This is a genomic window from Kribbella sp. NPDC054772, assembly GCF_053611945.1.
In genome coordinates this window covers 225,822-243,326 of record NZ_JBSHBJ010000005.1, presented here as the reverse complement: position 1 = coordinate 243,326, position 17,505 = coordinate 225,822, and the positions used below count along the sequence as shown (strand labels likewise).

Sequence of the window (17,505 nt, the reverse complement as noted above, 5' to 3'; positions counted from 1 at the left end):
GTGCTGCTCGGGGAAGAGCTGCTCGGCGACGTGCTGCTCAGGCGCGTTCTGCTGCGGAGTGTGCTGCTGCGCAGGCTGGTGTTGCGGCGTGTGCTGCTCAGGGGCGTGCGGTTGTTCTGCGTGCTGCTCCGGAGCGTGCGGTTGCGAGGCGTGCGGTTGCGATGCGTGCTGCTCAGGGGCGTGCTGCTCAGCGGTGTGTTGCTCGGGAGCGTGCTGCTCTGGAGTCTGGTGCTCCGGGGCTGCTGTGGGCTCGGGCTGAGGGTTTTCGGTGGACTGGTGCTCCGGCGTGGTGCTCTCCGGAGCGGTGTGCTCGGCCGCGCTCTGTGGAACCGACTGGCGGTGATCGGTCGACCACTGGTCCGTGGCTGCGTTGTCCACACGTGCATCACCCTCGTTCGGTCCGGGGCTCACACTGTTCCCAGTACCCCGTTCCGGGGGTCCACCCCACACTCTGTTGTTTTCACCGGGGTGGCGGTAGTTCCCGACAGTCGGCGCCGCACCGAAGTACGACGTACCGGCGGGGGACTGTGGTGGGCCGGACGGGAGATCGGTGGCGGCGCGCTCGAGCTCGGAGCGGTAGCCGTACGGACCCGGGGGCGGCGCGGGCCGGTAGCCGGCGGCCGGGGGCTCGGGCATCGGGATCGGGAGCGAGGGGGCCAGGTAGTCGCCTGGGTCGAACCGCGGCGCCGGGGGCTGCGGCTCGCGACGCAGCCCCTCCGGCAGTTGCTGGGGAGCTTCCGGTCGCGCCTCGGTGCGGGGCTGCGGCTCGGGAGCGGGCGGGACCTCGGTCCGGAAGTTCGCCTCGGGCTCCGGGCGGATGCCGGCGTCGGGCTCGGGCCGCAGGTCGTGCTGTCCGCCGGCGGAGCGATCCGTCCGGTAGTCAGCTGGCGTGTAGTCCGCCGGTGTGGATTCCGCACTGGCGGAATGGTCCTCGACCACGCGTTGCTCCCCGAATCTATCGCTGCGGTGGCCGGCGCGTTCCGGGTGAGGACCCGGGCGGTGCGACCGTTCGACCCCGACACCGTGCGGCCGGTGAGTCGTTGTGCTGTTGGCTCAGCGCGGTAGCTGTGTCCGCACTCGGCATCCACAGTGTCCACATGGTTGTCCACAGATGTGAACGACTGCTGTGGCCCGTTGGTTACCGATTGCGGGATGTAGGACCTCTGGTGTGAGGAAGTGACGCTAACAAGTCCGCCCACACAGCTTCAAGCCGTCATCCACAGGCTATGAACAGCAAAATGGGGGCAACCTGCGGCGTGTCGGGTGGACGCCGGAGCGTAGTCATGGTGCGTGATCGCTCTCCGTCGCGGCCCGGTCCGGACAGTGACGAGTACGGTGTCCACCAGTTACCCACTATCCTGTCCACAAGCCTGTGGAAAAGTCTGGGGACACCTGGTTTGACCTGTCCACAGGCGGCCACGTACCGTGGATCGGTCGGTGTTGAGCCGGCCGTTTCGTGCTGCGCTCCCTGCGGAATCCTCAGCTGGTTCTCCGACGGTGTGCAGGACTGCACCAACGGGCAGATCCTGATCAGTGGATTTGTCGACAAATTTGTGATCTCGAGTAACCGGAGTCATTCCAGTGAGCAAGCGGACGTTCCAGCCGAACAACCGTCGTCGGCACAAGAAGCACGGCTTCCGTCTTCGGATGCGTACCCGTGCGGGTCGAGCGATCATCGCCGCCCGCCGTGGCAAGGGTCGTCAGCGCCTCGCGGCCTGAGCGACCTTTTCGACGGTGACCACCTCGTGTTGCCTGCATCGAACCGGCTGCGCCGGTCCGATGACTTTCGTCGCGCCGTCCGGTCCGGGCGGCGCGCAGCGCGGCGCGCGGTGGTCCTGCATGTGCTGGCGCAGGGCGACCAGGTCGACCACGTCGACCCGCCTCGGGTCGGATTCGTTGTGAACAAGGCGGTGGGCAACGCGGTTCTGCGGAACCGGGTCCACCGCCGTCTGCGTGCTGTCCTGGCCACGCGGCTCCCCGATCTGCCGGCCGGCAGCCTGACGGTCGTCCGAGCTCTCCCGTCGTCCGCCGCGGCGTCGTACGACGAGTTGGTCGCGGACGTCGACGGTGCGCTGCGCCGGTTGCTGAAGTCATGATGCGGTTCAATCCCGTGCGGAGCGGGATCATCGGTTTTCTGAAGCTGTACCGCCTGCTGATCAGCCCGCTGTACGGGCAGGTCTGCAGGTTCTACCCGAGTTGTTCGGCGTATGCCTTGGAAGCGGTCGAACGCCACGGTGCGGTGCGCGGTAGCTGGCTGGCGGTGAGGCGACTCCTCCGCTGCCACCCGTGGAACCCCGGCGGCTACGACCCCGTTCCACCCAGAGATGTCGACCAGCGCGGAGATTCGATCTCCGCCAACCAGCCCGGATCGTCGGCCGACGCCGGGCCTGTGCAGCGAGGTGTGTGAGTGACTCTTCTGGCCATCCCCGGGCTCGCGGTGTGGGACGGGATCGTAGACCTGTTCAACACTGTCATGACGCCGCTGTACTGGGCCGTTTCGGCATTGCTGGTCGGGTGGCACTGGCTGCTCAGCCACGTGCTGGATCCGAACGGCGGTTGGGTCTGGGCGCTGTCGATCGCCGGTCTGACCATCGTCATCCGGACCATCCTGATCCCGCTGTTCGTCCGGCAGATCCGCTCCAGCCGGAACATGCAGTTGCTGCAGCCGAAGATGAAGGAGCTGCAGAAGAAGTACGGCCATGACCGGGAGAAGCTCGGTCAGGAAATGATGAAGCTGTACAAGGAGACCGGGACCAACCCGTTCTCCTCGTGCCTGCCGCTGCTGCTGCAGTCGCCGATCTTCCTGGCGCTGTTCCGGGTGCTCGACTACGCGGCCAAGGGCCAGGCACACAGCCCGATCATGCAGCCGTACGTCTCCTCGCTGCAGCACGCGAAGATCTTCGGCGCGGAGATCTCGCAGACCTTCCTGAAGGCCAGCGGCCCGGGCGCGGCGAACGTCAAGGTCGTCGCGATCGTCCTGATCATCCTGATGACGGCGACGATGTTCACCACGCAGCTGCAGCTGATGCGGAAGAACATGCCGAAGGAGGCCCTCACCGGCCAGGCCGCGCAGATGCAGAAGATCATGCTGTACGTCTTCCCGATCTTCTTCCTCATCGGTGGCTTCAACTTCCCGATCGGTGTACTGATCTACTGGTTCGTCTCGAACCTGTGGACGATGGGCCAGCAGTTCTACGTGATCCGCCGCAACCCGGCTCCGGGTACGCCGGCGTACGACTCGATGCAGGCCCGCAAGCGGGAGCACAACCTGCGCCACGGCCGTCCGGCCGACGAGAACGTTCCGGGCACGGCGGGTGCCGCGACGGACACCGAGACCACCGACCGCCGGCCGGCCCAGCGCCAGCAGCCGAAGCGGCAGTCCCGGAGCGACCGGAAGACCGGCCCCGCGACGAGCGGCTCCACCGCGACGAGCAACGGGCAGACGTCGTCCGACTCCGACTCCGACTCCGTGCAGGACGCTCCGCAGAAGCAGGACGCACCCAAGAAGACTCAGGCCGGCGCTGCCAAGAAGCAGCCGGCCGGCAAGAAGGGCTCGGGAACGAAGCGCCAGCCCGCGGCGAAGTCGGCCGCGCAGAAGAAGGCGGCGCAGAAGCGTTCCGGTGGTTCGCGCTGACGCAGCGCGCACCGGTTCGGCTCGTGCTTGTGCAGGAACCTGATTTTGAACTACGAGGTCCCCGTGGGGCGGATCTCGACATCGCGAAGGACAGTGTGAAGGAGTCGCCGTGACCGACGGCATGCAGAACACCGAGGCGGCGGAGGAGTCTGCCGGTCCGAAGAACTCCGCTGCGGACCGGCTGAAGGCGCTCGAGGCCGAGAGCGACATCGCGGCCGACTACCTCGAGGAGTTGCTGGACATCGCCGATCTCGACGGCGACATCGATATGGACGTGGACGGCGACCGGGCCGCGGTCTCGATCGTGGGCGCCGAGCTGAACAACCTGGTCGGTGAGAACGGCAAGGTCCTGGAGGCGCTCCAGGAGTTGACCCGGCTGGCGGTCTATCGGGAGACCGGTGAGCGGTCGCGGCTGATGCTGGACGTGTCGAACTACCGGGCCAACCGGAAGGCCGAGCTCGAAGAGGTCGGTCGCAAGGCGGTTGAGGAGGCGAAGGCCACCGGTACGCCGGTGCGGCTGGACCCGATGACGCCGTTCGAGCGGAAGGTCGTGCACGATGTCGTCGCTGCCGCCGGCCTGACGTCCGAGTCCGAGGGCGAGGAGCCCCGCCGCGGCGTGGTGGTGCAGCCATGATCGTCCGCCCGTGACCGACAAGGTTTCACGTGAAACGCCGCCGCCGCTCGTGGAGAAGTTGTTTCCACGGGCGGCGGTCCGGCTTTCGGCGTACGCCGATCTGCTCGCGACCGAGGGCACGCTCCGGGGACTGATCGGGCCGCGCGAGGTACCGCGGTTGTGGGATCGGCACCTGCTGAACTGTGCTGTGGTCGAGCGACTGATTCCCGAGGAGGCAACGGTCGCCGATGTCGGCACCGGCGCCGGCCTGCCGGGGATCGTGCTCGCTATCGTTCGTCCCGACCTCGACGTGGCGCTGGTCGAGCCGTTGCTGCGACGCACCACCTTCCTCGAAGAAGCGGTCGCGTCCCTCGAGCTCGACAACGCGACCGTGGTCCGTGCCCGGGCCGAGGATCTCCCGCCGGCGTCGTACGACGTGGTGACCTCTCGGGCCGTCGCTCCCTTGGAGAAGCTGGCGCGTTGGTGTCTGCCGTTGTGTGTCGAAGGCGGACTGATGCTGGCGATGAAGGGGTCCTCCGCGGAGGAGGAACTGGACTCGTCAGAACGCGCACTGGCGAAGCTCGGCGCAGAGCTTTGTCATATTCACCAACTCGGCGGCGATGAACTGGCTCATCCGACGACGGTGGTGAGTATTGTTGCCGGACGTGCTGCAGGGGGATCCCGGCACGGAAGACACGGGAGGTGAGCGGGTTGGTGAGTCGTGCCCTCGGATGGCCCGAGAAGAGCAGTGGAGAGCCGAGGCCGTCGCAGGGCATCGGCTGGCCGACCGAATCGGACTCCGCTGTTCGCGTGGTCACCCAGGAACCGGCTCCCAACACCGCCCCCGCGCCGGCGCCCCCGGTCCAGACTTCTTCTCCTGTCCAGCCCTCGAAGCCGGTCGTGATCACTCCGCCGATCGACACCTCGGGGCTCCGAGCGGCCGCAGCGGCCGGTCTCGACGGACCAACCGCGACCGACCCGTCCGCCGTTTCACGTGAAACGGCGGACATGCGGGATGATGGTTCCGGGCCCGATTCGGCGTCACTGGTGGACGTCGAGCCGGACCTTTCGGAGTCTCCACCGCCTGTGGATGACCACCGCATGAAACTGCCCCTGCACACGGGAATTCGTCCACAGAAGCCTGTGGATGGAGCTGGGGGTAGACCCGCCCCGACCCCTACAGACATCCTCTTCGGGCCAAGTCCCGCACCTATTGGAATGGGCGCTATGACTGCCGCACAGATCGCCGCGCGGGCCACGTCGGACGAGCTTCAGCGACGACTTCTCGAGACTCCGATCGCCGCCGCGACCGAACGGACCTTGCTGGTGAATGAAGGACGCACGATGGGCCGCGAGTTCCCGCTGCCCGCCCAGACCCGAGTGTTCGTCGTCGCCAACCAGAAGGGTGGCGTCGGCAAGACCACCACGACGGTGAACGTCGCCGCCGGCCTCGCGCTCTACGGCGCGAAGATTCTCGTCATCGACCTCGACCCGCAGGGCAACGCGTCGACGGCGCTCGGCATCGATCATGCCGAAGGTACGCCGGGCGTCTACGAGGCGATCATCGAGGGCGAGCCGCTCAGCAAGCTGATCCAGCCGTGTGCCGAGCACCCCGGCATCCAGGTGATCCCGGCGACCATCGACCTGGCCGGCGCGGAGATCGAGCTCGTCAGCCTGGTGGCTCGGGAGAGCCGGCTGAAGAGTGTGCTCGAGGCCTACCTGGCCGAGACCGAGACCGCGGGGGAGAAGTACGACTACGTCTTCATCGACTGCCCGCCGTCCCTCGGCCTGCTGACAGTGAACGCCCTGACCGCCGCGCGCGAGGTGCTGGTCCCCATCCAGAGCGAGTACTACGCGCTCGAGGGCCTGTCGCAGCTGCTGCGGCACATCGACATGGTGAAGTCGCACCTGAACCCCGGTCTCGACGTGTCGACCATCCTGCTGACCATGTACGACGCCCGCACCAAGCTGGCCGGCGAGGTCGCGGCCGAGGTGCGGGGCCACTTCAAGGACGCCGTACTGCGGACCGCGGTCCCGCGCTCGGTGCGGATCTCGGAGGCGCCGAGCCACGGGCAGACCGTGCTCGCGTACGATCCGGCGTCGGCCGGTGCGCTCTCGTACCTCGAGGCGTCCCGCGAGATCGCGATGCGGAACAACGCCTGAACACGCAGCGCGGTGTGGCACCGTTTCACGTGAAACGGGACACGGGGGCCGGTCGCAGCGCGACGGCGTCCGGACGGCGATGTGGTAGGTCAGCAGTAGCTCAGCAGGATGTCGACTTCGAGGGAGCGCGATGAACACCCGACTCGGACGCGGACTTGGCGCGCTGATCCCCAGCTCGCCGGCACCCGGCACCACGACGCTCGGCAGCAAGTCGAGCTCGATCCCGGGCGCGCCGCCGGCCGCTCCTGCGCCGGAGCCGCAGGGGGCGCCGGCGTCGACGGAGCTGGCCGCGGTTCCGGGCGCGTCGTTCGCGGAGATCGAGGTCGAGAAGATCTCCCCGAACGCGAAGCAGCCGCGCAGCGTCTTCGACGAGGAGGCGATGGAGGAGCTCGTCCACTCGGTCAAGGAGATCGGGCTGCTGCAGCCGATCGTCGTCCGGCGGCTCGAGGACGACAAGTACGAGCTGGTGATGGGTGAGCGCCGCTGGCGGGCGACGCAGGCGGCGGGCCTGACGACGATTCCGGCGATCGTTCGGGACACGCAGGACGACGCGATGCTGCGGGACGCGCTCCTGGAGAACCTGCACCGGAGTCAGCTGAACCCGCTGGAAGAAGCCGCGGCGTACCAGCAGATGCTGGACGACTTCGGGTGCACCCAGGAAGTCCTCGCGACGCGCATCGGGCGGTCGCGTCCGCAGATCTCCAACACGCTGCGGCTGCTGAAGCTGCCGGCGTCCGTGCAGCGGCGGGTCGCGGCCGGTGTGCTGTCGGCCGGGCACGCTCGCGCGCTGCTGGGGCTTCCGAGTGGTGACGCCATCGAGCGACTCGCGCAGCGGATCGTGGCGGAGGGCCTCTCGGTGCGGACGGTCGAAGAGATCGTTGCCCTCGGCGACATGAACGGTGACGACACCCCGGCACCGCGCCGGCGGAACAAGCCGGTCGCGCCGCGGCTCGTCGACCTGGCCGATCGTCTCTCGGACCGGTTCGAGACGCGCGTCAAGGTCGACCTCGGCAAGACCAAGGGCAAGATCACCGTCGAGTTCGCATCACTGGACGACCTCGAGCGGATCGTCACCCTGATGGACCCGAACAAGATGAACAACGACTGACGCTACTGCTCCAGAACGAGGCCTTCGAGCGCGCTACTGCTCCTGGGCGAGGCCCTCGAGTACGAGCTGGGCGTCGGTACGCACCTGATCAGCCGACTCGCTGGACGCGAGTCGGCTGATGCGTTCCACGAGCGTGGGGTGCGAGAAGTACGCGGCTGCGACGACGAAGGCGCGACGTACGGCCGGGTCGGGGTGCTCGGCCAGTGGAAGCAGCGCCTGTGCGACCGCATCCGCTTCGTCAGGCGTCGCTGAGAGCGCGGCGACGTACCCCGCGGTGATGGTGCCGGGGGAGTCGGACGCAGCGGTGAGCGCCTGGAGAGCTTCGGTGGTCGTCCAGAGAGCGCAGTCGCTGCGAACCTGGTCGCTGACCTCGCTGCTGCCAGGCCCGCGGACGGTCACGTACCGGACGCCGATCGGCTCGTCGTCGACGAGGTGGATCTCGGCGCGGCCGTCCAGCGTGACCCAGACGTCGACGAAGGCGCCGGCCTCCGGCATCCGGGCCTGGCGCAGCACCCAGCCGCGCTGCATGGAGACGAAGTCCATGTCGTCCGACGTGAAGCTCTCCCTGAGCACGAGCCGTTCGTCGAAGTCCGTCACTGTGTCTCTTCCCGCTGAGGATGCCGCTGACAGAGGAATCCTAGGGACCTGACGGGTCGTGCCTTGGCGAGAGATCGGTAGGGCGATTTGTCGACAAAGACACTTGAAGACTCAGGGGCAATGTTTCACATGAAACATTGCTGGTTCAGTGACCGAGGAGCTCGTGCGAGGTCTTCCGCTCGGCGTAGAACGACAGGAACGGGATCGTGCCGGCCAGCGCCATCAGCACCAGGCGCGGGAACGACCAGCGCACCCGGCGGAACAGGTCGACGGTGGCGAGCAGGTAGACCATGTACAGGAACCCGTGCGCCGGTCCGATCACGTCCATCGCGCCTTGGCTGTCTGCGAAGTACTTGAGCGGCATCGCGACGAAGACCAGGAGCAGCAGCATCACACCGACCACGTAGGCGATCACGCGGTAGCGCATCAGTGCGCCGCGGACGGCCGGGGTCAGCGGCTGGGAGCCGGCGGAGGTGGCGGGATCGGCAGGAGAAGTCACGCTGAAACGGTACCGCTTGACTCCACAGCCGCCCCGGCCTGGTCGCCCGCAGGGCCATCCGCCGCGGGGTCCTCACCGTCCGGATCGTCCTCGTCGGGGGACCGGTGTGCGTCCAGCACCATCCGCACCCACATCCACAGCGTGAACGCCGCGAAGATCCACCACTGGAACGCGTAGGCGATGTTCCGCAACCCGGCATGGTCCGTCGGCGGCGGAGGCGGTACGACGGCTTGCGGCGCAGGCGACGGTACGACGCCGGAGTCCACCGCGGTCTGTACGACGAACGCGTCGTACACCCGGTAGTTCACCAGGTGCACGATCGTCGGGATCCGCAGCGACGACAGCACCCGACCCTTGGCCGCGTCGCCCGACGAGTCCTCGGCCTCGGACGCCACCACGGACCCGGTCAGTCGCGCAGGACCCGACGGCGCCTTCGCGGCCGGATCGGACACCGTCGCAACCCAGCCGCGGACCACCATCACCGCTCCGTCGCCGGAGACCTTCAGCGGCGAAACCACCCAGAACCCGTTCCGCCCGTTCTGCGAGCGGTCCGCGATGAGTACCTGGTCAGCCGCCGGACCCCAGGTCCCGTCGATGGTCACCCGGCGGCCGACAGCCTTCGCCGGCAGGCCTTCGTCGATGGAGAACAACGACTGCAGTGCGACCGGAGCCGCCTCAGCGCGCTTGGCGGTCGCGGCGTCGGTCTTGGACTGATAGACGCCCAACTGCCACACGCCCATCACCGACATCACACCGGCGAGCACCAGTGCCAGCAGCAACAGACCCAACCACCGCGGCGTCGCCACGGTCCGCCACAGTGGTTGCTCCGCCATCACAACCTTCAGCGGGCTGCAGCAGTGGCGAGCAGATCGCGGCAGAGCACACCGAGCTCGATCCCGGCGGCCTCGGCCGCGAGCGGGACCAACGACGTCTCCGTCATCCCCGGCGCCACGTTCACCTCGAGGAACCACGGCACACCGGCCGCGTCCACGACCAGGTCCGACCGGGAGAGGTCACGCAGGCCCAGCGCCTGGTGCGCCTGGACGGCGGCAGCAGCGCACGCACCGGCCACCTCAGGCTCCAGCCGAGCAGGTACGACGAACTGGGTCGCACCCGCCGTGTACCGCGCCTCGTAGTCGTAGAACCCCGAATCCGGGCGGATCTCGACCGCCGGCAACGCCCGCGGTCCGTCACCGGTGTCGACCACCGTGACGGCCACCTCGGTGCCGTCGATGTACTGCTCGATCAACGCCACCGGCCCGTACGCGTAGCAGTTCACCATCGCGGACGGGAGCTCTTCGGCCGTCCGCACGATCGACGCGCCGAGTGCCGAACCACCGCGAGCGGGCTTCACGACCAGCGGCAGACCGATCTGCTTGATCACTGCCTCCATCAGCGACGCGGCGCCCAGTTCGCGGAACGTGTCGTGTCCGAGCACGACGGACTCGGGCGTGCGCAGCCCCGCAGCGCCGACGACGGTCGCCGCGACCGGCTTGTCGAAGGCCGTGCGGCAGGCCGCCGCGTCGGCGCCGACGTACGGAACGCCGTACAGGTCGAGGACCTGGCGGAGTGCGCCGTCCTCACCCGTGACGCCGTGCAGCACGGGGAAGACCGCGTCCGGCGGATCGTTGCGCAGCCGATCGACCAGGGAGGCATCGACATCCCGCTGCTCGACCTCTACGCCGACACTGCGCAGGGCGTCCGCCACCCGCCGGCCGGACCGCAGCGAGACGTCGCGCTCGTGCGACAGTCCACCGGCCAGTACCAGCACTCGACCCAGATCACTCATCACAAATATCCCGATCACTCGTGGGCGACTCCGGCACGGTCGCCGGTCCCGAGGCCCACTGGAACGGTACCGCTAGCGTGTCAGGGACCCACGGCCGCCCGCAGATCCATTGCGCAACCTTTGCGCTGTTGGTCTAACTGAGCTCCGGCCCGGGAGCGTCGTACTCACGGCCTGCGCCGGGTGGCAGCGGGCCGAACGTCTCGCGGAGCTCGAGCTCCTCGTGGATCACCGCGGCCAGCCTGCCGACGCCTTCGGTGATCCGTTCCGGCGTCGGATGACAGTACGACAGCCGCATGCACTGCGAGCCGAAACCGTCGGCGAAGAACGCCGTACCGGGCACGTACGCGACCCGCGCGGTGACGGCTCGGGGGAGCATCGCCTTCGCGTCGAGGCCTTCCGGCAACGTCAGCCAGACGTAGAAGCCACCGCGCGGCCGTGTCCAGGTCGTTGCCGCCGGCATCTTTTCGGTGAGCGCCGCGAGCATCGCGTCCCGGCGCTCGCGGTACATCTCCCGGAACTGCTTCACCTGCCCCATCCAGTCATGCCTCTTCAGGTACGACGAGATCGCCAGCTGACTGAACACGGGTGGGCACAGCGTCGCGGACTCCTGCGCCAGCACGAGCTTCTCGCGTACGGCGTGCGGCGCGACCGCCCAGCCGACGCGAAACCCCGGGGCGAACGTCTTGGAGAACGAGCCGAGGTAGATCACGCCTTCGCGGTCGTCCGCCCGCAACGCCCGCTGCGGCTCACCGTCGAACCCGAGCAACCCGTACGGGTTGTCCTCCAGGATCAGCAGCTCGGCGCGCTGACAGATCTCCAGCACCCGCCGGCGCCGCTCGTCGGACAGCGAGACACCGGCCGGGTTGTGGAAGTTCGGAATCGTGTAGAAGAACTTGATCCGCTTGCCGGCGGCCCGCACCGACGCGATCGCCTGCTCCAGCGCCTCCGGGACCACGCCGTCGTCGTCCATCGCGACGTGCACGACCTCGCACTGGTAAGCACGGAAGACCCCGAGCGCACCGACGTACGACGGGGCCTCGCAGATCACCACGTCGCCCGGGTCGCAGAACACCCGGGTGACCAGGTCGACGGCCTGCTGGCTGCCGACCGTCACCACGACGTCGTCCGGGTGCGCCTCGATGCCTTCGAGCCGCATGATGTCGCAGATCTGGTCGCGCAGCGTGGGGTCACCCTGGCCGGAGCCGTACTGCATCGCGGTGGCGCCGTTCTCGACCACCAGGTCGCGGACCGCGCCGCCGACCACGTCGAGCGGCAGGCCGCCGATGTTCGGCATCCCGCCGGCCAGTGAGACCACTTCGGGCCGGCTGGCGACCGAGAACAGGGCGCGGATCTCCGATGCGGTCATGCCCTTGGTCCGGGCTGCGTACGCCTCGACGTAGTTGTCGAGACGGGTCTGCCGGACATCGGGCACGTCAGCACTCACGAGGGCCACTCCAACGGTGATCGAGGGGGAAGTCACCAGGTTACGTCGCAGACCCCCGGTCGGGGCTGGGGATCGGCGCGACCTCTCACTACCATGCCTTATAGGGGCAGGTTCGACCATGCCGGAATCTGGCTGTTGAGACAGCAGCCGGCCGGGAGGGTGCGGCCCGCAGGGTGGAACCGGAAGGCAGGATTCGGATGAGCGTGGGCAAGACCGCCGGCTGGACGCTCGGTGGACTGTTGCTGGGTGTGCTGGCCGGATTCGCCGCGGAACTGTTCCGCACGCAGTCCTCCGTCCAGGTGGAACAGCGGTACGTCGCCCCGCGGGCGACCCGCACTCCGGACGCGCGGACCCCGTCCCGCGTCCCCGAACCGGCGGCCGAGCCCGCCGCGCGATGATCGCCAGGTCGACACGCACCGTGACGAAGCTAACAAGCCCTCCGCGGTCCGGCAGCGCTGATCGGACGCGCTGATGGCCCGACGGCTGGAACCGCTGACACTCGACAACCTGGACGAGTTGCCGGCGCCCTGCCGTGACTGTGTGTTCTGGGAGCTCGATCCGGTGGCCGCCCGCCAGGCGAACCGGAACGGCGACAACGGCCTGGAGAAGGAGGCCTGGCTCTCCCAGGTGCTGCTCGACTGGGGTCCCGCGGGCGTCGTGCTGTACGTCGACGACGGCCCCGCCGGGTACGCCGTGTACGCGCCCGCGACGTACCTGCCGCGGATCCAGGCGTTCCCGACCGCGCCGGTGAGCCCGGACGCGGTGGTGCTGGCGACCGGCCGGATCCAGCCGCGGTACCTCGGGCTCGGGCTGGGCAAGATCCTCGTCCAGGCGGTCGCGAAGGACGTCATGAAGCGTGGCTTCCGCGCCGTCGAGGCCTTCGGGGACTCGCGGTGGGACGGCCCGGGCTGTGTCTGGCCGACCGACTTCCTCCAGGCCGTCGGCTTCGGGGTCGTCCGCGATCACCCGCGGAACCCGCGGCTCCGGCTCGACCTGCGTTCCACGATCACCTGGCGCAGCGAGATGGAGGCGGCCGTCGAGCGGCTGATGGGCGCGATCCGACCGGAGCACTCGCCGCCGGCCCCGGCGACGGTCCGCGACGCCCTCAGGTCAGGACCGGAGTAGTCCCGTGATCTGGCGTGTGCTGGCCGATGTCATTGCGGTCGTGCACGCAGCACTGCTGCTGTTCTTCCTGATCGGCGGCTTCCTCGCCTGGCGCTGGCCGCGGCTGATCTGGGCACAACTGCCCATCGTGGTGTGGAACCTGGCAATCGTGGTGATCGGCTTCGACTGCCCCGTCACCACGTCCGAGAAGTACTTCCGCCGGCTCGGGGGCGAGAGTGTCTACTCGTCCGGGTACATCCACCACTACCTCGAGGGCCGCCTCTGGCCCGAAGGCACGACACCGATCGTGGAAGTGGTCGGTTTCACGCTGGTGCTGATCTCGTACGCCGGGTTCTTCGTGCTGCGGCATCGGCGCAAGGCCAAGGTCAGGGGTGAGTCAGTGGGACCCCGGACGTGACGGCCGCGCGTCCTCCCCATACTGGAGGGGTGTCCAGTCCCAGTACGCCGGTCGACGACTACCTGGCTGCGCTGAGCAAGCAGCTCAGTGGGCCGCGGCGCCGCAAGGCGGACCTGCTGGCCGAGGCACGCGACCACCTGACCGACGCGACCGAGGCCTTCGAGTCCGACGGCCTCCAGCGGTACGACGCGGAGCGGGAAGCGGTCGCGGATTTCGGGGAGCTGGGCGACGTCGTGCCCGGGTACCGGTCCGAACTCGCGATCAGCCAAAGCCGTCGTACGGCGATGATGCTGTTGCTCGCGTTGCTGATCCAGCCGATCGTCTGGCAGGGCGGGGCGTGGATCTGGACGCAGGAGCCCGAGCAGGCGAGCGCTTTGAACGACGTACTGCAGACCGTGGTTCGCGCGATCGGCACGTTCGCGATCGCCGGCGCCGTACTCGCGGTTCTCGGCACCGGGATCGGGGTTCGCTATCCCGTGGTCCGCGAGCATCTGAGCCGGGTCACGGCACTCTTCGCGCTGGTCGGGTCGGGGTTGATCGCCGCGATCGGTGTGTTGATGGCGGCCACCAGTTCGCACACGCCGGGCATCCCCGCCTTCGGCGTGGTCGGGACCTTCGTGGTCCTGCCGTTGGTCCTGGTCAGCATCCAGGCCGAGCGCTGCCTACGCCTGTCCCGGGCGTAGCACTCCTTCGACCACGGCCCGGAACGTCAGCCAGTCCTGCTTGCCCGCGACCAGCATCTTCGTGCCCGAGCTGGTGAGCTGGTAGGTCCGGCGCTTCCGGCCGGCCACCGTGCTCCACTCGCTGGCCAGGTAGCCGGCCCGCTCGAGTCGCCGGAGCGCGGGGTAGAGCGTGCCGGTCGGCAGGTCGAGCTCGCCGCCGCTGCGCTCCAGCAGCGCCTCCATGATCGCGTAGCCGTGCAGCGGCTCGCGCTCGACGACCGCCAGGATCATCGGGTCGAGGTGTCCTCGCAGCGCGTCTGCCTTCATGTAGACAGTCTACTCATATGGGTGTTAATGTCGAGAGGCAACATGTAGCTGATCTACTTATAGAGGACTCGTCATGACAGTGGACACTCCGATCCGACGGTCGACGCCGCCCGGCCTGCTGCACCGGGTGTCCGGGTGGGCCATGCGGCGCGCCGGCTTGGCGCTGCTGCTCTGGGTGCTGGTGCTCGCCGCCGTCACCGCCGCGGCGACGGTGGCGGGTGCGAGCTACAAGAACGACAACTCGCTGCCGGGTACCGACTCCCAGCGGGTGGCCGATCTCTTCCAGGCGCACCAACCGAAGGGCGACACAGCCTCGGTGCAGATCGTCGTCCGGGCCGACGGCGGGCTCGCGGCGGAGAAGTCCCGGGTGACGTCGATGCTCGCGGTCGTCCGCGGCCTTCCGCACGTCGCGTCGGTGAGCGATCCGTTCAGTTCCCCTGGCGCTATGTCGACAGATCGACGTACGGCGTACGCGACGGTGAGCCTGGATGTCGCGGTCGCCGACATGCCGGTCGACGATGTGCGGACGATCATCCATCGCGCACAGGACTTCGGCCGGCCGGGAGTGCAGGTCGAGGTCGGTGGGGATCTGGCGCGGAACGCCGCGGAGAGTTCGGGTGGTGCTTCCGAAGGTGTCGGACTCCTCGCCGCGCTGGTGATCCTGGTGTTCCTCTTCGGATCGTTGCTCGCAGCAACACTTCCGCTGCTGACGGCGGTGTTCGCGGTCGGCAGTACGGTCGGATTGCTGATGCTCGCGTCGCATCTGTTCACGGTGCCGGAGTACACGACGCCAGTGATGCTGCTCGTCGGGCTCGGCGTCGGCATCGACTATGCGCTGCTGATCTTCTCGCGCTACCGGCACGAGTTGCTGAAGGGCGAGGCGGACGCGAAGGTCGTCGCCCTGGACACCGCGGGCCGCTCGGTGATGTTCGCTGGATGCACTGTCGTGATCGCGTTGCTGGGCCTGCTGGCGTTGGGACTCGGCTCCCTGCAAGGCGTCGCACTCGGCGTCACCTTGACCGTGCTGATGACGATGCTCGCCGCGGTGACGCTGTTGCCGGCGCTGCTCACGCTGTTCGGCAAGCGGATCGAGCGGAGTGTCCGCAAGCATGCCGCGAAACAACGCCGTACGCCGGGGGACGGGTGGCGGAAGCTCGCGAGTGCGGTGCAGCGCGCGCCGTGGATCCCCTTGGTGCTCGGGGTTCTCGCGTTGGTGGCGTTGTCGTTGCCGGCGTTCGGGATGCGGCTCGGGTTCGCGGACGCCGGGACGGACGATCCCGCGAAGACCAGCCGGAAGGCTTACGACCTGTTGGCCGACGGTTTCGGGCCCGGGTTCAACGGTCCGCTGGTGGTGGTGACCGAGGGCGGGCAGACGGCGGCCCAGTTGTTGGGGCAGACGTTGGCCGCGGATCCGGGGATCGCCGCGGTGACGCCGCCACAGATCACTCCGGACGGCAAGGTCGCCACGGTGCTCGCGTTCCCGAAGTCGGCACCGCAGGACGCGGCGACGAGCGATCTGGTGCAGCGGTTGCGGGACGACACTCTGCCGAGGCTGGAGTCGCAGACCAAGGCGACGTACCTGGTCGGTGGATCGACCGCCGCGGCCGACGACTTCGCGGCGGCGGTGAGCAAGCGGCTGCCGATCTTCGTACTGGTGGTCGTCGGGCTATCGGCGTTGCTGCTGATGGCGGTGTTCCGGTCGGTGCTGATCCCGGTGAAGGCCGCCCTCCTCAATCTGCTGAGCATCGGCGCCTCGCTCGGGGTGATCACGCTGGTGTTTCAGCAGGGCTGGTTCGGTGCGCAGGCGGGACCGATCGAGGCGTTCGTGCCGGTGATGATCTTCGCGATCGTGTTCGGGTTGTCGATGGACTACGAGGTGTTCCTGGTGGCGCGGATCCACGAGGAGTGGCGGCGTACCGGGGACGCCCGGGCCGCTGTGCGGGAAGGGCTCGCGACCACGGGCAGCGTGATCACCGCGGCGGCCGCGATCATGATCGTGGTGTTCGGCGCGTTCCTGTTGAGCCCGGACCGGATGCTCAAGCAATTCGGTCTCGGTCTCGCGACCGCCGTGCTCCTGGACGCTCTGCTGATCCGCTGCGTCATCGTCCCAGCGGTACTGCGGGTGCTCGGTGAGCGAGCGTGGTGGCTACCGCGCGGACTCGACCGCGTGCTTCCGAAGATCAAGCTCGAGGATCACTCGTAGCGCGAACTCCAGACGCGGGCCTTGTAGATCTCCGATCCGGTCAAGGTCCGTGTCGCCGCCGGTACGGCGAAGTTGACCGTGTCGGTGCACCAGCTGGTCCGGCAGCCCGCCTTCGGGCTGGTCCGGACCTGCTGCGCGTTCGGCATGCTGTTGATGCTCTTGATGCCGGGCTGGTCGAATGTCGCGACGACCGCGGCGGCGGACTTGCTGACCTGGTAGACCTTCGAGCCGGTCGAGACCCACAGCAGGTCGTGGTTCTCGAGCACCGGGGTCAGGTCGTGGCCGCCGCCGGTGGGCAGCGTGACGACAGGTCCTTCGGTGATCACGGGCTTGGCCGGCGTACCGCTGATCTTCAGGCCGGCGAGCTTTGTGCCGCCGAGGACCCACAGCAGTTGTCGCGCCGGGTCCCACTGGACTCCGTGCGCATCGGGCAGCGGATAGTCGACGTACGACGCCGTGCGCTGCGACGCGGTGTAGATCCGGACGAACCCACCGTTGCTCGCGGCAACAGCCAAGTTGCCGTCGGGGAGCAGCTCGATGCTGTGCGGGTTGTTGGCCGAGCCAACGTTGGTGGCCCACAGCCGCTTCCCGGCCGGATAGCTGATCAACCCGGCGAGACCACGGGAGTCCGTCACCAGAGCGACGTACGCGCCGCCCTTCATCCGCAGCTTCACATCCGACGGCAATCCCCAGGCGCTCGTCAGCCCGGAGAAGCCGTTGCTGCTGGTGGGGGACCAGGTCCACTTCTGGGCGGCCGCGGTGTTCCAGTTGGCGACCGCCGGATCGAGCAACCGGATCCGGGCCGCCGACGGATTGTCGTAGTCCTGGTCGGTGATGGCGACCAGCCGAGCGGGGGGGGGGGGCGCCCCCCGGGGCGGGGGGTGGTGGACAGGCCAACACCCGACACACCAGAGACCCCCCCGCAAAGCCCCCCCCCCCCTGTG

At 68.4% G+C, this 17,505-nt stretch carries 20 protein-coding genes; 13 read left to right on the top strand and 7 right to left on the bottom strand.

All coding sequences use genetic code 11. The features are described from left to right. Positions 1-1,581: 1,581 nt before the first annotated feature. The 8 genes from rpmH to ACWGID_RS11510 all read left to right on the top strand — a co-directional run bounded on the left by rpmH (position 1,582) and on the right by ACWGID_RS11510 (position 7,518). The gene (rpmH, locus tag ACWGID_RS11545; RefSeq protein WP_130386492.1) at positions 1,582-1,719 is read left to right on the top strand and encodes a 50S ribosomal protein L34; all 138 of its coding nucleotides are present in this window, start codon (positions 1,582-1,584) and stop codon (positions 1,717-1,719) included. A gap of 26 nt (positions 1,720-1,745) precedes the next feature. After that, a complete protein-coding gene (rnpA, locus tag ACWGID_RS11540; RefSeq protein ID WP_452196353.1) occupies positions 1,746-2,096 on the top strand; it encodes a ribonuclease P protein component in 351 nt (116 codons plus the stop codon). Further along, positions 2,093-2,407, top strand: a complete 315-nt coding sequence (yidD, locus tag ACWGID_RS11535) for a membrane protein insertion efficiency factor YidD (protein ID WP_452196352.1) — start codon at positions 2,093-2,095, stop codon at positions 2,405-2,407. Before rnpA ends, yidD begins: the two co-directional genes overlap by 4 nt. Next, complete coding sequence (gene yidC, locus ACWGID_RS11530) at positions 2,408-3,634, top strand: membrane protein insertase YidC (RefSeq protein WP_452196351.1); 1,227 nt, start codon at positions 2,408-2,410, stop codon at positions 3,632-3,634. Positions 3,635-3,743: 109 nt separating this feature from the next. Continuing rightward, a complete protein-coding gene (locus tag ACWGID_RS11525) occupies positions 3,744-4,268 on the top strand; it encodes a Jag family protein (protein WP_452196350.1) in 525 nt (174 codons plus the stop codon). Between the two features lie 10 nt (positions 4,269-4,278). Continuing rightward, on the top strand, positions 4,279-4,953 hold the full coding sequence (gene rsmG / locus ACWGID_RS11520; RefSeq protein WP_452196349.1) for a 16S rRNA (guanine(527)-N(7))-methyltransferase RsmG: 675 nt from the start codon (positions 4,279-4,281) through the stop codon (positions 4,951-4,953). A gap of 521 nt (positions 4,954-5,474) precedes the next feature. After that, positions 5,475-6,410: an AAA family ATPase gene (locus ACWGID_RS11515; protein ID WP_452196348.1), complete on the top strand. Its 936-nt coding sequence runs from the start codon at positions 5,475-5,477 to the stop codon at positions 6,408-6,410. A 130-nt stretch (positions 6,411-6,540) separates the two neighbouring features. Next, complete coding sequence (locus tag ACWGID_RS11510; protein ID WP_452196347.1) at positions 6,541-7,518, top strand: ParB/RepB/Spo0J family partition protein; 978 nt, start codon at positions 6,541-6,543, stop codon at positions 7,516-7,518. Between the two features lie 33 nt (positions 7,519-7,551). Here the strand turns inward: ACWGID_RS11510 and ACWGID_RS11505 are convergent, their stop codons facing one another. From ACWGID_RS11505 to ACWGID_RS11485, 5 genes are all read right to left on the bottom strand, one after another. After that, positions 7,552-8,115, bottom strand: a complete 564-nt coding sequence (locus ACWGID_RS11505) for a hypothetical protein (protein WP_452196346.1) — start codon at positions 8,113-8,115, stop codon at positions 7,552-7,554. Between the two features lie 145 nt (positions 8,116-8,260). Next, complete coding sequence (locus ACWGID_RS11500; protein ID WP_452196345.1) at positions 8,261-8,614, bottom strand: DUF3817 domain-containing protein; 354 nt, start codon at positions 8,612-8,614, stop codon at positions 8,261-8,263. Continuing rightward, complete coding sequence (locus ACWGID_RS11495; protein ID WP_452196344.1) at positions 8,611-9,447, bottom strand: SURF1 family protein; 837 nt, start codon at positions 9,445-9,447, stop codon at positions 8,611-8,613. Before ACWGID_RS11495 ends, ACWGID_RS11500 begins: the two co-directional genes overlap by 4 nt. Positions 9,448-9,455: 8 nt before the next feature. Beyond that, positions 9,456-10,403 (bottom strand): D-alanine--D-alanine ligase family protein, encoded by a 948-nt coding sequence (locus ACWGID_RS11490; RefSeq protein ID WP_452196343.1) that lies wholly within the window; start codon positions 10,401-10,403, stop codon positions 9,456-9,458. A gap of 133 nt (positions 10,404-10,536) precedes the next feature. Beyond that, complete coding sequence (locus tag ACWGID_RS11485) at positions 10,537-11,847, bottom strand: aminotransferase-like domain-containing protein (protein ID WP_452196342.1); 1,311 nt, start codon at positions 11,845-11,847, stop codon at positions 10,537-10,539. A 197-nt stretch (positions 11,848-12,044) separates the two neighbouring features. On the opposite strand from ACWGID_RS11485, the gene ACWGID_RS11480 reads away from it, so the two are divergent. The 4 genes from ACWGID_RS11480 to ACWGID_RS11465 all read left to right on the top strand — a co-directional run bounded on the left by ACWGID_RS11480 (position 12,045) and on the right by ACWGID_RS11465 (position 14,052). Beyond that, positions 12,045-12,245: a hypothetical protein gene (locus ACWGID_RS11480; protein ID WP_452196341.1), complete on the top strand. Its 201-nt coding sequence runs from the start codon at positions 12,045-12,047 to the stop codon at positions 12,243-12,245. A 73-nt stretch (positions 12,246-12,318) separates the two neighbouring features. After that, positions 12,319-12,972, top strand: a complete 654-nt coding sequence (locus ACWGID_RS11475; protein ID WP_452196340.1) for a GNAT family N-acetyltransferase — start codon at positions 12,319-12,321, stop codon at positions 12,970-12,972. A gap of 4 nt (positions 12,973-12,976) precedes the next feature. After that, positions 12,977-13,369: a DUF2784 domain-containing protein gene (locus tag ACWGID_RS11470; protein WP_452196339.1), complete on the top strand. Its 393-nt coding sequence runs from the start codon at positions 12,977-12,979 to the stop codon at positions 13,367-13,369. A 29-nt stretch (positions 13,370-13,398) separates the two neighbouring features. Next, complete coding sequence (locus ACWGID_RS11465; RefSeq protein ID WP_452196338.1) at positions 13,399-14,052, top strand: permease prefix domain 1-containing protein; 654 nt, start codon at positions 13,399-13,401, stop codon at positions 14,050-14,052. Here ACWGID_RS11465 and ACWGID_RS11460 read toward each other — a convergent pair. Beyond that, positions 14,032-14,358, bottom strand: a complete 327-nt coding sequence (locus ACWGID_RS11460; protein WP_452196337.1) for a PadR family transcriptional regulator — start codon at positions 14,356-14,358, stop codon at positions 14,032-14,034. The genes ACWGID_RS11465 and ACWGID_RS11460 overlap by 21 nt on opposite strands. A gap of 73 nt (positions 14,359-14,431) precedes the next feature. Here ACWGID_RS11460 and ACWGID_RS11455 point away from each other — a divergent pair, with 73 nt between their 5' ends. Then, complete coding sequence (locus tag ACWGID_RS11455; RefSeq protein ID WP_452196336.1) at positions 14,432-16,561, top strand: MMPL family transporter; 2,130 nt, start codon at positions 14,432-14,434, stop codon at positions 16,559-16,561. Here ACWGID_RS11455 and ACWGID_RS11450 read toward each other — a convergent pair. Next, entirely contained in the window at positions 16,552-17,352 is an 801-nt protein-coding gene (locus ACWGID_RS11450) for a DUF6528 family protein (RefSeq protein WP_452196335.1), read from the bottom strand. The two genes, ACWGID_RS11455 and ACWGID_RS11450, sit on opposite strands and share 10 nt — an antisense overlap. Between the last annotated feature and the right edge of the window lie 153 nt (positions 17,353-17,505).